The 15,226-nt window shown below is 64.1% G+C and carries 16 protein-coding genes; 12 read left to right on the top strand and 4 right to left on the bottom strand.

The genetic code is table 11. From position 1 onward, the window contains the following. Positions 1-236: 236 nt before the first annotated feature. Together AOM45_RS09885 and AOM45_RS50675 are read right to left on the bottom strand one after the other, a co-directional pair. Positions 237-563: a hypothetical protein gene (locus AOM45_RS09885; RefSeq protein ID WP_156093552.1), complete on the bottom strand. Its 327-nt coding sequence runs from the start codon at positions 561-563 to the stop codon at positions 237-239. Between the two features lie 4 nt (positions 564-567). Further along, complete coding sequence (locus AOM45_RS50675; RefSeq protein WP_162185600.1) at positions 568-759, bottom strand: hypothetical protein; 192 nt, start codon at positions 757-759, stop codon at positions 568-570. Between the two features lie 260 nt (positions 760-1,019). Here AOM45_RS50675 and AOM45_RS09880 point away from each other — a divergent pair, with 260 nt between their 5' ends. From AOM45_RS09880 to AOM45_RS09860, 6 genes are all read left to right on the top strand, one after another. Continuing rightward, a complete protein-coding gene (locus AOM45_RS09880) occupies positions 1,020-2,234 on the top strand; it encodes a helix-turn-helix domain-containing protein (RefSeq protein ID WP_030465118.1) in 1,215 nt (404 codons plus the stop codon). Further along, complete coding sequence (locus AOM45_RS09875; protein ID WP_030465117.1) at positions 2,231-2,767, top strand: flavoprotein; 537 nt, start codon at positions 2,231-2,233, stop codon at positions 2,765-2,767. Before AOM45_RS09880 ends, AOM45_RS09875 begins: the two co-directional genes overlap by 4 nt. 180 nt (positions 2,768-2,947) lie before the next feature. Further along, positions 2,948-3,421 carry a restriction endonuclease gene (locus AOM45_RS53750; protein ID WP_162185599.1) on the top strand — a complete coding sequence of 158 codons (474 nt, stop codon included), beginning with the start codon at positions 2,948-2,950 and terminating at the stop codon, positions 3,419-3,421. After that, a complete protein-coding gene (locus tag AOM45_RS09870) occupies positions 3,397-3,975 on the top strand; it encodes a hypothetical protein (protein ID WP_030465116.1) in 579 nt (192 codons plus the stop codon). Before AOM45_RS53750 ends, AOM45_RS09870 begins: the two co-directional genes overlap by 25 nt. Before the next feature lie 640 nt (positions 3,976-4,615). Beyond that, positions 4,616-6,445: a PLL family lectin gene (locus AOM45_RS09865; protein WP_156093550.1), complete on the top strand. Its 1,830-nt coding sequence runs from the start codon at positions 4,616-4,618 to the stop codon at positions 6,443-6,445. Between the two features lie 124 nt (positions 6,446-6,569). Further along, on the top strand, positions 6,570-7,853 hold the full coding sequence (locus tag AOM45_RS09860; RefSeq protein ID WP_156093549.1) for a hypothetical protein: 1,284 nt from the start codon (positions 6,570-6,572) through the stop codon (positions 7,851-7,853). Between the two features lie 10 nt (positions 7,854-7,863). Here AOM45_RS09860 and AOM45_RS50670 read toward each other — a convergent pair whose 3' ends face one another. Further along, positions 7,864-8,103, bottom strand: coding sequence for a hypothetical protein (locus AOM45_RS50670; RefSeq protein WP_156093548.1), 240 nt, complete (start codon positions 8,101-8,103; stop codon positions 7,864-7,866). A 383-nt stretch (positions 8,104-8,486) separates the two neighbouring features. On the opposite strand from AOM45_RS50670, the gene AOM45_RS09850 reads away from it, so the two are divergent. Then, positions 8,487-9,353, top strand: coding sequence for a hypothetical protein (locus AOM45_RS09850; RefSeq protein ID WP_030465112.1), 867 nt, complete (start codon positions 8,487-8,489; stop codon positions 9,351-9,353). Between the two features lie 96 nt (positions 9,354-9,449). Beyond that, positions 9,450-9,818, top strand: coding sequence for a hypothetical protein (locus AOM45_RS09845; protein WP_030465111.1), 369 nt, complete (start codon positions 9,450-9,452; stop codon positions 9,816-9,818). Between the two features lie 3 nt (positions 9,819-9,821). On the opposite strand, the gene AOM45_RS09840 is transcribed toward AOM45_RS09845, so the two are convergent. After that, entirely contained in the window at positions 9,822-12,050 is a 2,229-nt protein-coding gene (locus AOM45_RS09840) for a LuxR C-terminal-related transcriptional regulator (RefSeq protein WP_162185598.1), read from the bottom strand. Between the two features lie 64 nt (positions 12,051-12,114). On the opposite strand from AOM45_RS09840, the gene AOM45_RS09835 reads away from it, so the two are divergent. The 4 genes from AOM45_RS09835 (at position 12,115) to AOM45_RS09820 (ending at position 15,223) form a co-directional block, all read left to right on the top strand. Then, positions 12,115-13,314, top strand: a complete 1,200-nt coding sequence (locus tag AOM45_RS09835) for a cytochrome P450 (protein WP_030465109.1) — start codon at positions 12,115-12,117, stop codon at positions 13,312-13,314. A 13-nt stretch (positions 13,315-13,327) separates the two neighbouring features. Further along, complete coding sequence (locus AOM45_RS09830; RefSeq protein ID WP_051782738.1) at positions 13,328-13,810, top strand: GNAT family N-acetyltransferase; 483 nt, start codon at positions 13,328-13,330, stop codon at positions 13,808-13,810. Positions 13,811-13,894: 84 nt separating this feature from the next. Continuing rightward, entirely contained in the window at positions 13,895-14,188 is a 294-nt protein-coding gene (locus AOM45_RS09825; protein WP_030465107.1) for a hypothetical protein, read from the top strand. 9 nt (positions 14,189-14,197) lie between these two features. Beyond that, the gene (locus AOM45_RS09820) at positions 14,198-15,223 is read left to right on the top strand and encodes a saccharopine dehydrogenase family protein (protein ID WP_030465106.1); all 1,026 of its coding nucleotides are present in this window, start codon (positions 14,198-14,200) and stop codon (positions 15,221-15,223) included. Positions 15,224-15,226: the final 3 nt, after the last annotated feature.

Genomic DNA, 15,226 nt, shown 5'->3' with positions numbered 1-15,226 from the left:
GGAGGGACCCCGCTGTGGGCAGAGCGGGGTCCCTCCTGGACATGCGAGTGCGAACTAGTGAGCTGGCGGTTTACGGATCACGGGTGTCGCCCCAGTCGCCCTGCGCGCCGTCGGACAACTGCACTTCAGTGCGGTCCTGCACGATGGGCGTCCGCTCGACGCCGAGCACCAAGCCCTCGGGTTCAGCCATACTTCACCTCCTTTCCGTTGCGGTTGGTTCCATCCGGACAGATGGCTTAGGTGTCAGCCGGGTTTGTCGGCCAGCTCCGGGAGGCAGGACGCGGTGGTAGCAACTGGACTGCCACCTCAGCGAACTTTCCGCTGTCGCGGTGAAGGGCCGCCGGTGGCGCAAATGGCACCGCGGCGCCAAAGCTGTCCTCGAGCTGTGCTCGCACCGTCAGGTAGTCGAAGTGCTCGTTCCACACCTGAACCACGTCGATGACCCGCCCCGGTAAGAAGCGGTGGAGGTGAAGCCCGGCGAAGTAGCCGTCCGGATCGAGAAGCGGTACCGCCCGGTATCCGGCTTCTGTGCGAAGTCGTTGCAGTAGTTCGTCTTCCATCACGGACCTAGAACGCCTCAATCAGGAAGCAGGCCTGCTTCATCTGGGCGCACGGCCACGCCTCGCCACAGGTTTTGCAGAGCCACAGAGCCTTCTGTGGCGTGTGCAGGAACAACGCTATGACGACGCGGCAGTACAGATCGGCCGGTTTAGGCAGTGATGGAAGCGGCGCCACTTCCTTGCGTACCAACGGAATCACGCGGGCTAGCGTTGTCGCCATGATCGGTGCTCCTGGTTGCGGGCGTTTGGCGGCACCCAGCGGTGGGGACATACCAGCCGCAGACGAGCGAGGGAGGGCTACGTGAGGCTGCTCGCCTGCGGTTCGGGGAGAGTTCTGTCAACCCGCCGCCGGGTGCCGAAGGCGACGTTAGAGCGACCGTGCGTGACGGCTTGTACAAAATGTGTGACTGTCAGCTCGGTAGAGTGAAACCGTCTTCGATGGAGCCGAGGGGGTGAAGCATGGAGCCGTCAAGCGAGCACATTGGTGCGCGTGTGCGCTACTGGCGGAGGCGGCGCAAGCTATCGCGACAGCGGTTCGCCGACATGGTGGGTCGCTCCACCTCGTGGCTCGACAAGATCGAATCCGGCGAGCGTGAACTGGTGCGCCTACCGATGATTGAGCGGGTGGCCGAGGCACTCGGGATTGACCCGGCCGTGCTCACCGACGAGTCCCACGCCCAGCGAGCACGGCAATGTGTCGACGCCTGCGAAGTGCAGTCCATCCGCCGGGCGCTGGCGGCCTATCCCGGCTTGCAGACACAAGCACCTGAGGATGTTGACCTGGAAGCCGTCACCAGCCAAGCGTCCTATCTGGACCACGCCTGGATGACCTCACGCTTCACGGTCGTCGCCCGGCATCTGCCGATGCTCATGGCCGAAGCGCAAACCGCGGTCCAGACGGCATCTGCCCGTGACCAGGTGGCGGCCTACCGCATTCTGGTCACGGTCTACCGCTTGGCTTCATCCATGCTCCTCAAATTCGAGGCCAACGACGTTGCCTGGTTGGCGGCTGACCGGGCGATGCACACTGCCATGGGCATTGAGGACACCTGGTCACTGGCGCGGGCCACCCGCAGTGTCGCCCGCGCCATGACGAGCATCGATGAACAGGCGCAGGCCATCACCACCCTGTTGGCTATGGCCGACCGCATGCACGATGAGGTCAATGCCAACGCCGCCGAGCTGCTGTCGCTACAAGGGATGCTGTATCTGGCTGCCTCCATGACGGCTGCGGGGCAGGACGACGCTGAACTGGCGCGCGACATGCACGAGGCGGCACGAGCGGCGGCCCTGCGGTACGAGCCTCACTACAACGACCACCACACCTTCTTCGGTCTGACCAATACCCAGATTCACCGGGTGTCAGCCTTGGTACGACTCCGTGAGTGCGGCCAGGCCTTGGATTTTGCCGAGAGCATCGATCCACAGGCAGTGGCCGCGTTGTCGGCTGAGCGGCAGTCGAACTACCTGCTCGATCTCACCGAGGCGCACACCGGTGTCGGCAACTACCGTCAGGCCGTGCGGATGCTGGGACGCGCTGAGCAGATCGCACCCGAGGAAGTCCGCTGTCGGCCGCTAGCGCATGGCTTGCTGCGGTCACTGCTCAGCAACACCACTGGCGAGTCGGCTCGGCTCGCCGCTCAGATGGCGAATCGTGCGGGAGTTGAAGCGTGAGCGCACCCGTCCTGTACCTCATGATCTGCGGCGCGGGTCCGGCCGACCACATCGACCGCATGGTCAAGCTTGCCCAGGCTGACGGTTGGGACGTGTGGTGCATCGCCTCGCCGTCTGCGGTTGAACACTTCCTCGACCTGGACGCGCTCGAAGCCCTGAGCGGTCACTCAGTACGCACCGGTCACCAGCGGGCCGGACAGCCGGCGTTGCCCAAAGCTGCGGCAGTCATCGTGGCTCCTGCCACCTACAACACGATCAACAAGTGGGCCGCCGGCATCGCCGACACCTACGTGCTGACCCAGCTCGCCGAACTCACCGGGCTGGGTGTGCCGATCGCTGTTCTGCCGTTCGTCAACACGGCGCTGGCGAACAACCGGGTCTTCCACCGCAGTGTGGCGGAGCTGAGGGAGTCCGGCGTGACCGTGCTCTTCGGGGAAGGCGGCTTCGTGCCACATCCGCCTCGAACAGGCGGCAAGGTCATGGACTCGTACCCGTGGCAGGCGGCACTGGACGCGGTAAAGCACTCCGTGTAGGAGTGGGATGCCAGCATGAAGGCTGTGCTCATCACTTGTTTGCGCGTACAATTCCTTCATGTATAGCCGCCTCTCCGCTGACGACTCAACCCCACGAAAACACGCAGATGGGATTCAGTGCTGCCCATTTGCCTCCTGCGGCAGTGACGCTTCTTCGGCCGTCTTTTGCGGAGGGCGGACGTGAGGCAATTTAGTACCGATCACCTCACTGAAACGCAATTTGAGAAGTATTGCGTCGATCTTCTCAAGGCCATGGGATTCGTGAATGTTCGGTGGCGTAAGGGGACAGGGCTCAGCTCAAGCCCATCGGACCAAGGTCGTGATATTGAGTGCGAGTTCGTGCGGACAGAAATTGACAACGCCGTATATGTAGAGCGATGGTTTGTGGAGTGCAAACACTACAAACAAGGAGTTCCGCCAACGAAGATTGCGGGTGCGCTAGCCTGGGCTGAAGCTGAGAGTCCCGATGTTCTGCTGCTTGTAGCCTCGAACTTTTTTTCTAATCCCGCGAAAGAACATCTTGAAAAGTACAAGGCCAACAACAGGCCTAGATTCAGGATAAAAACATGGGAGTTGCCGGACCTGGAAGCGGCGTCGAAGGGAAAGCCTCTGCTGCTGAGTAATATGGTTTGGCGGAAGAGCTCGACTTCCTGAATATAATGCACCCTGCTCACCTTGAGTACATCAAGCGTATGCAGATGAACACACTCGATTACCTCTTCGAATGTCTTGATGCGCTTGATAAGGTGAAGCGTGACGAAATAACCGGCTGGCTGTGGGAAGCAATCATACGTCCCCGCGTTCGCGAGCCAATTCATGATGAGGAGACGCTTGCTGACTTGCGGATCGACCCCGTCAACTATGAGGTATTCAAGCAGAAGTGTTACACACTAAAGCGATCGAGCGGCCTTGATGACATGTTCATCGTCTCGCTGATCGTTAGCTTTCTTCTTCAGGCAACATTTGGTCATGGTGACACCACCTCAATTGACCAGAAAGTTGCAAGAAACAAAGACATGCTTGACTTTATGGCGGAGCGCGAAAGAAAAGTCGATCCTGCCGAGAGAGAAAGATTGGCGAAGTTTAGGGTCGGTTTCGAGCAACGAGTCCGTGAGTTGCCGGATAGGATTAAGGAAGGGTACAAGCTCTACGTCTACCTTTGTGAGAACGTTGTTTCGAAACTTCTGGAGGAGCGGCCGTTATTCTAGGCTCCCGACTCTGCCTTATCCGGAGAGTTGGCACTGAAGACGCCCAAGTTTGACGTGTTTGTCTGCATCCAGCACAATAATAGAAGTTTAATGCAGATCATTTCATGGCGAAGTCAAGTTTTTCGGCCCTCCTGAAGAGCACGTGGGAAGCATTGGTATGGATGCTAGCCTGCTTGGTGTTGATTGCGGCTACTATCTCAAAAGCTCCGTTTGACTCAGCGTCCGCGGCGTTCGTGGCGTTTATCTTTGTTCCAACCGGATTGATTTACGCGTTCGTTGAGTATCGCTATAGCCTGTCTAAGGCCGATGCCAAGGGCCAGCACACGCAGAGAAGCCGCAGAGAAGAGGCTATCTGGATTGCCGTCACGATAGCATCCGTGACGGCATGGGCCTACTTTTTTAAGCGGAATGAGCAGGATGTTCTGGCGGTAGCTTTGTTGAACTTCGCGTTCCTTAGGATTGGCTACTTTGTTTTGAGTGCAATCCCATTGGCTGACGGCCGGTCCCGGCGATGGAGATTTAGTATCGGCCGACTGGGTGTTGTTCGCCTGTGGAGGCGCAATGCTTTGACTTTGTTTGGGATCAAATCGATAATACCAAGGTTCGGGACCGTCCCGGACTCTTGGATCGAGGAGATCAGATGCTCAAACGAAGGCCAAGGGTCTTCGCGACAGCCTTAGCCGGAGTCATCCTCACGGTGACCAGTCTCGTCACCCCGGCTCACGCTGAGCAGTTCCCTGATGCGTACACCCAAATCGTCAACCATCAGATCCCGGTGGAACACGATGGGGCGCCTACCTACTACTGGTTCGGATGGGGTCGCCACTACGCCGGGCCGAACGGCATGGAGATTCGTCTCACGAGTAGCGGCACTACAGTCGCTATGCAGACGATTTTCAGCTTCGAAAGCGCGGCCGTGGGATCAGTTATCAAGGGGACGGCGACCACGCTCGGCACCGTCGTCTTGGCGAGTGTCTCGCCGCCTGCACTCAGGAACGCCCTGATCTACATCGGTGCTGGCTCAGGCCCTGCCACCGGCGATGCCGTGAGCAAAGTGATCCTCAGGGACATGTGTCTGGGAATCACCGTACCCAATGGTGGCCTCGCGCAGGTGCTAGACCGGGCTGTTTCGCTCATGGGCGCTCAGTGGGTCGACGCCTTCAAGGGCCCTTACTACAACGACGTGAAGGTCTGGTTCGAACCATGCGGCGGCGCGCCGAGCCCGAAACTGTCGGACACACTCGCAACGGTGAAGTTCCCAGGCATCGAGAACGTGTCACCGGCCTACCCGATCAGTCCGGAGCCACCGCCGCCACCGCCCGTCCCGTGGAACTTCGAGAACCTGGACGGCGACCCCGGCTCCATCGGGCATCAGGACTACGACCTGGGTCGACAGCCGGCGCTCATCCAATTCGGGACTTCAATCCACTCGTTTTACCACGACTCCTCAAACGGCAAGCTCCGGCACGCCTGGGCTGACGGCACCGGGTGGAGCTTCGAGATTCTGGATGGCTCAGGCGGCTCCGACGGGCGCATCAGTGCCAACCTCGGAGGTTCGCCGTCCGCGGTCGTCCATGGCGGTCTGCTCCATGTGTTCTACAAGGACTTCACCAACGGCGGCCTCCGCCATGGCTGGAGCACGAACGGAACTTCATGGAGCTTCGAGCACCTGGACGGGGCGGCGAGCGCCATCGCTGGGCACGCCAGTGCGAACGTGGGTGCGACATCGAACGCTGTTGTCACGCCGGACGGTCGACTGCAGGTCTTCTACTACGACCAGACCAACGGCAACCTGCGTCACGGATGGCTGAACTCGACTGGCTGGCACTTCGAAAACCTCGAAGGCGACATCGGCTCGATCAGCCACCACGATGCCGACATCGGCACCGACACCACGTCGGTCGTCTACAACGGCATCCTGCATCTGTTCTACCGTGACATCACCAACGGAAATCTCCGTCACGCGTGGGACAACTCGACCGGGTGGCACTTCGAGAACCTGGATGGCGACCCCGGATCGATCGGGCACCTGGACGGGGACATCGGCTACAACCCGTCCGCCGTCGCGTACAACGGGACGCTCCAGCTGTTCTACTACGACAGCACTCGGGGCAACCTGCGTCACGCCTGGGACAACGGCACAACAGGCTGGCAGTTCGAAGATCTCGAAGGAAGCCCGAGTTCGGTCAGCCACTACGACTCGAACGTCGGGCTCATGCCAACCGCAACGGTGCTGGGCGGAACGCTCCAGCTCTACTACTACGAAGCATCAGGAGGCAACCTCCGTCACGCATTCAGTGACGCCACTGGCTGGCACTTCGAGAACCTCGATGGCGCTGGCGGTCAGCCGACCGGGCGCTACAACGCCAATGTCGGCTGGGACCCCGTAGCGATTCCCTACAACGGCAAGGTCAAGTTGCTCTACTTCGACGTCACCAACGGCAACCTGCGTCACGCCTGGTCGCAGTAGAGTTCGCGAGTAGCTACCGAGAGCATCACCTCGGAGATCCCGACCAGGAAGCGCGTCGCGCTTCCTGGTCGACTCCATTTTTATTGACATGCAGGTAGTGGTTGCTTGCCGCTATAATATGACCATGAAGCCAGCGGTCAGACAGTTCTATAGAACAGCCATCTTGGCATTCGAGCATGCGTATGGTCACTCGCTGGCGAAAGATCATGCCGATGCTGTTCAGGTTGTGCTCTCGCTAGATTTCGGTATCGAGATGTTGCTCAAGGCGGTATTGCTGGATCGCGGCGAGTCCATCATGAATGGCAAGAATTCTATTACCCTGTTTGATGCGCTGAGGCAATGCGGCACCTATAAGCAGGCATCGACGGTCGAAGTTCTCCGGGAGCGAAGGAATAATCTTCAGCACTTCGCACAGTACACGGATCTGGCCACCACGCGGGACTTGTACGAGGGTGCTCTGTTGTTTGTGGCCGAGGTGCTGGACGCAGAGTTTAAGCTCAAAGTTCCGAAGAGTGTGCGAATGTTTCCGTTGCGCATACCGACAATTTCGGGCATAGAACAGTTGACTTCGGCAAGCGAGCTTCAGCGTGACGTAGACGCAAGCAATGACGTGGTTGTCTGGGCGCAAGGCGTTCCGGGTACCAGCATGTTGGCGGTGCATGCACAGCTTGGGGCAGGCGAAGTCAAGAAGCTCACTCCCGACGGCGAGTTCGAGTACATGCCCAAGACTAACGGGACTTTGGTTGTTGCCTACAGGCAGTCCGGCGGCGTCGTGCTCTACGACCTTGCCACCGGCAAACGAACAATCATCGCCGAAGCAGGTGGGCCTACGGACATAAGCTCTGATTGGGTGGCCGCTCAAGGTCTATCCATTCAGGGTGGCCTCGGCGGCGGCATTTGGCTCTACAGTTTGGTGGGGGAGAGTTGGGAACAGCTTAGTGAGGCTGGTGATAGCGCCCGACTCACCGACGATCATATTGTGTGGGCTGAGCTTGAAGGGGAAGAGGTTGTCGTTAAGGTGCGCGCCCTCGTTGATGGCGCCACTTCGCGGACTCTTCTAGCGTCAGCTAGTCAGCCGAGCGCGTCTGGAGAGCGTATAGCCTGGGTGGATTGGCGCAGCTCTAGGCCTCGGGTGCATGTCAGCACTTTCGAAGGTTCTGAAATCTACTCGGCGAGTGGTGGATTCTTTCCTCATTTGCGTGGAGATGTTCTGGCCTACCTTGTGGCCGATGGTGACAGCCATTCGCTTGTGGTTGATGATGTCGTCAGGGGTGAAAACATACTTTCGGTCCCCAAAGTTGGTTTTCCGATTGGCTCTGCGTTGGCTATTACTGAGGATGCAATTTATTTCGAGTCTAAGTCTAATCGAGAGGTGCACGCCATCTTCCGGCAGGGATTCTCGTACTGAGCTAAGTCGTTCATCGCCTCTGCCGCCCACCCGACCGCATCTTCACCCCAGCTCGTAGCAAGTGAGTGCGGATCATCGTGTCGCTGACGCCGTAGAGCTGGGCGAGGTCTTCCAGCCGTGAGCCTGCCTCGTACAGCTTGCCGGCTTCCTGGATCTGCTCAGGCTGAAGCAGTAGCTGTCTCGTGTCGATGCCGCGGGTCTCGAGGTGCTTGCCAACCGTCGATCGGTGGAAACCGGTCTCGGCGGCCACCTGCCGAACCGTCAGCCCAGACCGATACGCCTCAACCATCCTGTCGATGTCCGCTGACGTCGCTTGCGTCATCAAGCGGCACTTCGACTGCTCGTGAGCCTGGCCCGGTTGTCCGTCTGCCCATGTCCTGGCCATGTCGAGCAGTCGCTGAACGGGGAAGGACCGGTGGGCAAGGGCCTCAGTTGCGCCCATTCGTCTCAGGCGGCGTGTGTCTGCGGAAAGCGCAGACCACGTCGCCTCAGTGTTTTCTGGGGTGCAAGCCCCAGGCCCCGCCCGGCGGGCTTCGACCCCGGACCCCGCTCGTGTGGAATTCCGTAACACCCCGATGATCTCGGCCGAAGCAGCAAGGGCGTAGAACCCGCTGCGGCGCAGGAGGTCGGCCGGTGCACGAGGAACAGGAACCGTCTTCCACCACCAACCGCGTCGAGGGTGAAGCGGAGACGGTCGCCCAGCTCGGGTCCAACTACGGCAACGTCGGGTTCTTTCGCGGCAACAGTTTTGTGCTGAGTCTCGGGCCGCGGTGGACCGTGATGATCCTCGTCTGCCTCCTCGTGATCGCGGCCTCGGTCACCGTGGTGCTCGTGCGGAATGCGCCTTCCACGTCGTCGGCGCCGGATCCGTCCGAGCCGCTGGCGGTGGCCGTCAAGACGGTGGTGGACGGGTGTCAGCTGTCGTGGGTGACGCCGAAGTCGCCGGCCGAGTTGGAGGCCGTCATGGATCCGTCCGTGTCGCTGTCGCCGGAGCAGTGGGCCACGTGGGAGCACTCCAAGGACGGTGCGCAGGCCAGTGAGGCGGCGTTCACCGTCACGGCGCAGGGGCGTGAGGCCACCAGCAACGTGGCGATCACCGGAGTTCGGGTCAAGATCTTGGAGAAGCGGCCGCCGTTGAAGGGGACGTTGCTCTACCGCCAGTGCGGTGAGCCGGTCTACGCGCACTACATGGCCGTGGACCTGGACAGTCGGCAGCCTGTCAGCTTTCCCGACGACCTGGATTCCGGGGCGGCCGCTGAACTGGTGGCTCAGGGGGTTCGGGCCGATCCGATCAAGTTCCCCTACAGCGTTTCTGCCACGGCGGTGGAGGTTTTCACCGTCACGGCCCGCACCTCGGAGTGCGACTGCACGTGGGTGATCGAGTTCGACTGGTCCACCGAGGGGAGGAGCGGTGTGCAGACGGTGACCAACAACGGGCAGCCGTTTCGCACGACCAGCAAGGCCGACGCGGTGCCGTGTCCTTTGTCCAACTGTCCGTGAGACTGCTCGCACAAGATCTGGAGGGCGCCGGGTCGTGCCGTATTTTGGATCGCTGCCAGAGGACGTTTGGGCCCGCCACCCCGAAGGACTCGACCTGTGAAGCGCAAGGCCAAGGCCGTGAAGCCCGTCAGCACCACCGTCACGCAGGAGCAGATCAAGCTCCTGGCGCTGGCAGAGCAGGGCGGCGTGCACCGCGGGGCCACGAGCTGGTACCTGGAGCACCGGCCCGCCAAGCAGTGGGACGCCGACGACCTGGAGGTCCTCCACCAGCGCCACTGGATCACGTGGGTGCGGCCGGATCGGGCCGTGGAGCACGGGATGGCGGCGCCGGTCGACATCACGGCGCAGGGGCGGGCGGCGTTGCAGCACCACCTGCCGGGGTGGGTGCTCGGGCGCAAGGCGATCGCCGCGCCGCCGCCTCGGTTGCCCGCGGTGGAGTCGATCCGGGCGCTCGACGCCCTGTAGTGCTCACGGCTGTTGTTTCTGCCACCACACGGCGATGGTGACGCGGTTCGGCAGGTCGAGCTGTTGCTGGACGCGGGCCACGTGGCTTTCGACGGTGCGGACGGAGACGTGCAGCGCGGAGGCGATCTGCTGGTTCGTGCGGCCCGCCGCCACGAGTCTGACGACCTTGGTCTGCGCCGGTGTCAGGAGTCCTTCGCCGGGCGACAGGGCCAGCGCCACGGCCTGGTCGTAGTCGGTGATGCGGGCGCCGCGGGCGAACCAGGCCTCGAACGAACGGTCGCCCACGGTCCTGCGCAGGCGGCTTTCGCAGGCGGCGCGGTGCAGGGCGATCGGTCTCATGCCGGCGACGCCCACTCCCGCCATCACCTGCATGGCCGACGCCGCGCCCAGCAGTTCGGCCGCGCGCTCTGGTTGGTCGAGGGCCGCGGTGATCCACGCCAGGACCTCGACCGCCCACGTCGGGCCCCAGCGGTCGCCGATGTCGAGTTGGTCGCGCAACGCCCGGCGCAGCAACCCCTCGGCCGTCGCGGCGGTGCCGAAGCGGAGCTCGGCCACGGCCATGGTCCACAACGCCCAGGGGCGCAGCCACGGTTCGCCCGCCGCGTCCAGCTCGTCGTAGCACTGCTTCGTGTACGAACGCGCCTGCTCGGCGTCGCCCAGCAACGCCGCGGTGTTCGCGAGCATCACGACCGCCATCGAACGGTCACCCGCCCAGTCCGGGCCCATCGCCGCCATCGCGTCGCGCGCCGACGTCAAGCGGGCGAAGGCCTCCTCGGCGTCCGCGGTGGCGAACAGGGCCACCAGACCGAGCACGTTGTCGACGGCCGGCACGGGACCCGGCGGCAGCGACTCGGCCAGCTCCAGCGCCTCCCGCACGATCGCGTCGACGGGATCGCCTTGGCACAGCACGATGAACGCCAGCGCCGCCAGTGCACCGAGCCGTGCCGGGTCCGGCTGCGGCGGTGTGGCGGCGAGGGCCTGCTCCAGGATCGACCGGATCTCCGGCAGCCAGCCGTTGTAGAACGACTCGCGGGTGCGGGCCAGGTCCGTCGCGAGCCGCAACGCGTCCGGGTCGGCGCCGAGCACCTCCAGCGCCGCGCGGTAGTTCGGCATGTCCGCGCGCACCTGACGCAGCAGCACCAGCTCGTCCGGGCCGTACCAGGACCGCGCGACGTGGGCGGCCGTGGCGACGTAGTGGCCCGCCATCCGTTGCCGCACAACGGGTGCCTCGGCGCCGAGCAGCTCGACGCCGTACTGGCGGATCGGCTCGGGCAGCCGGAACCGCACACGGCCCGCGTCGGGGATCACCAGTGACTTGTCGACCAGGTCGTGCAGCACGTCGGCGATCTCCCCGGACGGCAGCTCCTCGGACGAGCACACGTTCTCGGCGGCGGCCAGGTCGAACGACGAGCGGAACGCGCTCAGGCGCGCCCACAGCCGCCGTTCCTGCCCGGTGCAGAGCTGGTGGGACCAGTCGACGATCGCGCGCATCGTCCGGTGCCGCGGCAGCGCGCTCGCCGAGCCGCGGTTCAGGAGCTTGAACATCTCGGTCAGCCGCTGGTCGAGGTCGGCGAGCGACATCGACCGCAACCGCACGGCGGCCAGCTCGATCGCGGCGGGCAGACCGTCCAGGCGCCGGCAGATGCTCACGAGGTGGCGGACGTCGTCCTCGGACGGCTCCCACTCGCCGCCGCGCCCGCTGCGCGCCCTGTCGACCAGCAACCGGACCGATTCGTGGACATTCGCCTCCTCCAGAGTAGAAACGACAGCGGGAGGAACTGTCAGCGGCGGCACGGTCAGCACCGACTCGCCGGGGATCGACAGCCGGCTGCGGCTGGTCGCGAGCACGCGGAGCTCGGTGGCCTCGCTCAGCAGCGCGGCGACGAGCCCGGCGCACTCGGCGAGCAGGTGCTCGCAGTTGTCCAGCACGAGCAACGTCCGGGGGTGCGCGCGCAGATGACCGACGAGCGTGCCCATCGAGTCGCGCGTGGACTGGTCGCGGATGCCGACGGCGTGCGCGACCGTGCGCACGACCTCCTGGTCGTCGCGCAGAGGGGCGAGCTCGGCCAGCCACACCCCGTCGGCGTACGAGCCGTGCACCGCGGCCGCGTGCGCGAGGGCCAGGCGCGTCTTGCCCACGCCACCGACTCCGGTCAGCGTCACCGCCCTGTCCACCGACAGCCGCCGCGCCATCTCCTCGAGCTGCGCGGTTCGGCCTACGAACGACGTCATGCCCAGCACACTAAGCCACAACACCGACACCCTTAGTCGATCTCCTTGGAGGCGAGCCCCGAGCATGTCGAACCTGCTGACCGGCGGCGATCTGCGCGCACGCGACCACCATCGGATCGAGGACGACGCACGAGCAGAGGGACCCCTGCACGCCGTGACGCTGCCCAACGGCGTACGCATGCACGTGGTCACGGTCGGACTCGACCTCACCCGCACACTGCTCCTGGACCAGCGGTTGTCGAAGGACAGCGACGCCCTGCAACGGGAGATCAAACGCCAGCTGGCCGAGCTGGGCAGCACGCAGACGGATCTCGCCGGACTCTTCGGCCCGAGCATGCTCAACAGTGACAACCCGAAACACGCCCGGTTGCGCGCGCTCGCGGTGAAGGCGTTCAACGGCCAGGCCGTGCAAGCCCTGGCACCGCGCATCGAGGCGATCACCGCCGAACTGATCGACCGGCTGCCGGTCGGCGAGGAGATCGACCTCGTCCACGCACTGGCGGTGCCGATGCCGCTGCACGTCATCGGCGAGGTGCTCGGGGTGCCGGAGGACGACAGGGCGCGCGTCCGCACGTTGATCGAGACCATGATGTCGATGGAGCCCGAGGTGTCCCAGCCCGCGAGCGACGAGCTGGGCGGCTACTTCCACACGTTGCTCACGAGTCACGCGCTCGACGAGAACTCGTTGTTCGGCGCGTTGGTCGCCGCAGAGGAGGACGGCGACCGGCTGACCCACGACGAACTGATGGCGATGGCGTTCCTTCTCGTAGTAGCGGGCCACGAGACGACGGCGGGCCTCATCGCGAACGTCGTGCACGACGCGTTGGACAACGACCTTTGGGAGAAGGCAGCGGCAGACCCCGCTCTGGTGCCCGTGCTCGTCGAGGAGACGCTGCGGCAGAACTCGCCGGTCCGCAACGCCACCCACCGCATCACCACCGAGCCGGTCGAGATCGGCGGCGTCACGGCGCCGGAGAACACACTGCTGCTGATCAACCTCGGCTCCGCGGGACGGTGCCCCGCTGCCCACGAGGACGCCGCGCGGTACCGCGTCGACCGCGCGACGACCGGACACGCGACATTCGGCCACGGACCGCACTTCTGCCTGGGCTCGGCACTCGCCAGGCTGGAGACCGAAACCGTGCTGCGCGAGCTCGTGACCCGCTTTCCGCACACGGTCTGCTCCGCCACCGAGCAGCCGCCGGTCACGCACAACGACATCATGGTCAGCCTCAAATCGCTTCCCGTCGTGCTGAGGCGCTGACACGCTGGGGCGCATGGAGATCGTTCACGGGGGACCCGAGCACGTCGACACGGCCGCGCTGATCTGGGCGCACGCGGTCACGGCCAGGGATGGCTACGAGGAGGTCCCGGCACTCGACCAGGCGCGTCCCGGCATCGAGAACGCGCTGGCGAACGAACCGTCGTTGTTGCTGCTGGCGCGCGAAGGCGGTGAGGCGGTCGGCTTTCTGGCCGGCGGTCCACATGAGACGGAACCGGGCATCGCCTACATCAACTACGTCGGCGTGCATCCCGACGCGTGGGGCAAGGGCGTCGGCGAGGCGTTGCTGCGCGCACTGCCCGATGCCCTGACCGCGCGTGGGTACACCGGTGCCCAGCTGTTGGTCTACGTCGACAACGAGCGCGGCGTGCGGCTCTACGAGCGCCTCGGATGGATCAAGCTCGGCGACCCTGCGCCGCATCCGGCCCACGGCCGGGTGGAGCAGCGCTACTCGTTCTCGCCGAATGGGGGTGTGTGAACGTTCAGCGGGGGATTAGGGGATGAACCCCAATGCGTCTGACCAGGGCTATCCCCGAGTCCATTTGAGACGTAACTTTCTTCCATGTCAGTGCGCACGTTCGCCGTCGTCGTCGGCCTCGCGTTCCTCCTGGGCGGGGGCGCGATCCTCTTCGTGATGCTGGCCGTCGAGTCGCCGAGCGGGTCGCTGATCCCGTGCGGCAACGGCCTGGGCATCGGTTTCGACGAGCCGGCGGCGGCCGCGATCGGACCGGCCTATGTGGACATCTGCGCCGATCTGAGGCACCGCAGGCTGCTCTGGGCGTTGCCGGTGATCGGTGTCGGAGCACTGCTGTTGATCGGCTCGCTGTTTGCTTCACTCAGGGCTACTCGCCGGTAAGGTCGCGGCATGACGTGGATGGTCTACGGCGCCAACGGCTACACCGGACGACTGATCGCCGAGCTCGCGGTCGAGCGGGGCGAACGGCCGGTCCTCGCCGGTCGCTCGAACGAGAAGATCGAACCGATCGCCGCCGCCCTGGGCCTGGAGCACCGGGCGTTCGACCTGAGCCGGGCGGCGGCGAACCTCGAAGACGTCGACGCCGTCGTGCACTGCGCCGGTCCGTTCGCGCACACCTCCGACGCGATGGTCGATGCCTGCCTGAAGACACGCACGCACTACCTCGACATCACCGGCGAGATAGACGTCTTCGAGTCCATCAGCCAGAGGGACGTCGACGCGCGCAAGGCCAGCATCGTGCTGTTGCCCGGCGCCGGGTTCGACGTGGTGCCCACGGACTGTGTCGCCGCCATCCTGAAGAACGCCCTGCCGACCGCCACGCACCTAGATCTCGCGTTCGTCGTCGGAGGAGGAGCGAGCGCGGGCACGGCCAAGACGTCGGTCGAAGCCTCCGCCGTCGGTGGGCGGATCAGGGTGAACGGCGACCTGAAGAGCGTCCGCATCGGGCACCGTCGCCGCACCGCCCACTTCCGGTCCGGTCCGCGTGAAGTAGGCAGTATCCCGTGGGGTGACGTGTCTACTGCATACCGTTCGACAGGTATCCCGAACATCACCACGTTCACCGTGGTACCAGGCCTGATCGGGCAGCTCCAGCAGGCGTTCGCGCCCGTGCTGCAGACATCGCTCGTGCAGAACGTCGCCAAGACCGTCGCCGGGAAGGTGAAGGGGCCTGACGAGCGCAAGCGGGCCAACACGCGCGCGGAGGTGTTCGGCGAGGCGTGGGACGCCAAGACCAAGGTCGAGTGCGCGATCACCACGCCGAACGCCTACAGCCTCACCGCGGACTCCGTGCTCCGCGCCATCGGCAAGATCAACGGCGCGGCGCCCGGCTCGCACACGCCGTCCAGCGCGTTCGGCGCCGACTTCGTGCGCGAGCTCGACGGAGTGGTCGTGGGCGAGGTCCGCTTCTCCTGAGGG

The sequence above is a fragment of the Lentzea aerocolonigenes genome, from assembly GCF_000974445.1.
Lineage (GTDB): Bacteria > Actinomycetota > Actinomycetes > Mycobacteriales > Pseudonocardiaceae > Lentzea > Lentzea aerocolonigenes.
This window is presented reverse-complemented; position numbering and strand designations above follow the sequence as displayed.

Coding starts and splice junctions, on each gene's coding strand:
- AOM45_RS09840 (WP_162185598.1), bottom strand. CDS start 12,050: ATGACGTCGTTCGTAGGCCGAACCGCGCAGCTCGAGGAGATGGCGCGG.
- AOM45_RS09830 (WP_051782738.1), top strand. CDS start 13,328: ATGGAGATCGTTCACGGGGGACCCGAGCACGTCGACACGGCCGCGCTG.
- AOM45_RS09860 (WP_156093549.1), top strand. CDS start 6,570: ATGAAGCCAGCGGTCAGACAGTTCTATAGAACAGCCATCTTGGCATTC.
- AOM45_RS09835 (WP_030465109.1), top strand. CDS start 12,115: ATGTCGAACCTGCTGACCGGCGGCGATCTGCGCGCACGCGACCACCAT.
- AOM45_RS09880 (WP_030465118.1), top strand. CDS start 1,020: ATGGAGCCGTCAAGCGAGCACATTGGTGCGCGTGTGCGCTACTGGCGG.
- AOM45_RS09820 (WP_030465106.1), top strand. CDS start 14,198: ATGACGTGGATGGTCTACGGCGCCAACGGCTACACCGGACGACTGATC.
- AOM45_RS09825 (WP_030465107.1), top strand. CDS start 13,895: ATGTCAGTGCGCACGTTCGCCGTCGTCGTCGGCCTCGCGTTCCTCCTG.
- AOM45_RS09865 (WP_156093550.1), top strand. CDS start 4,616: ATGCTCAAACGAAGGCCAAGGGTCTTCGCGACAGCCTTAGCCGGAGTC.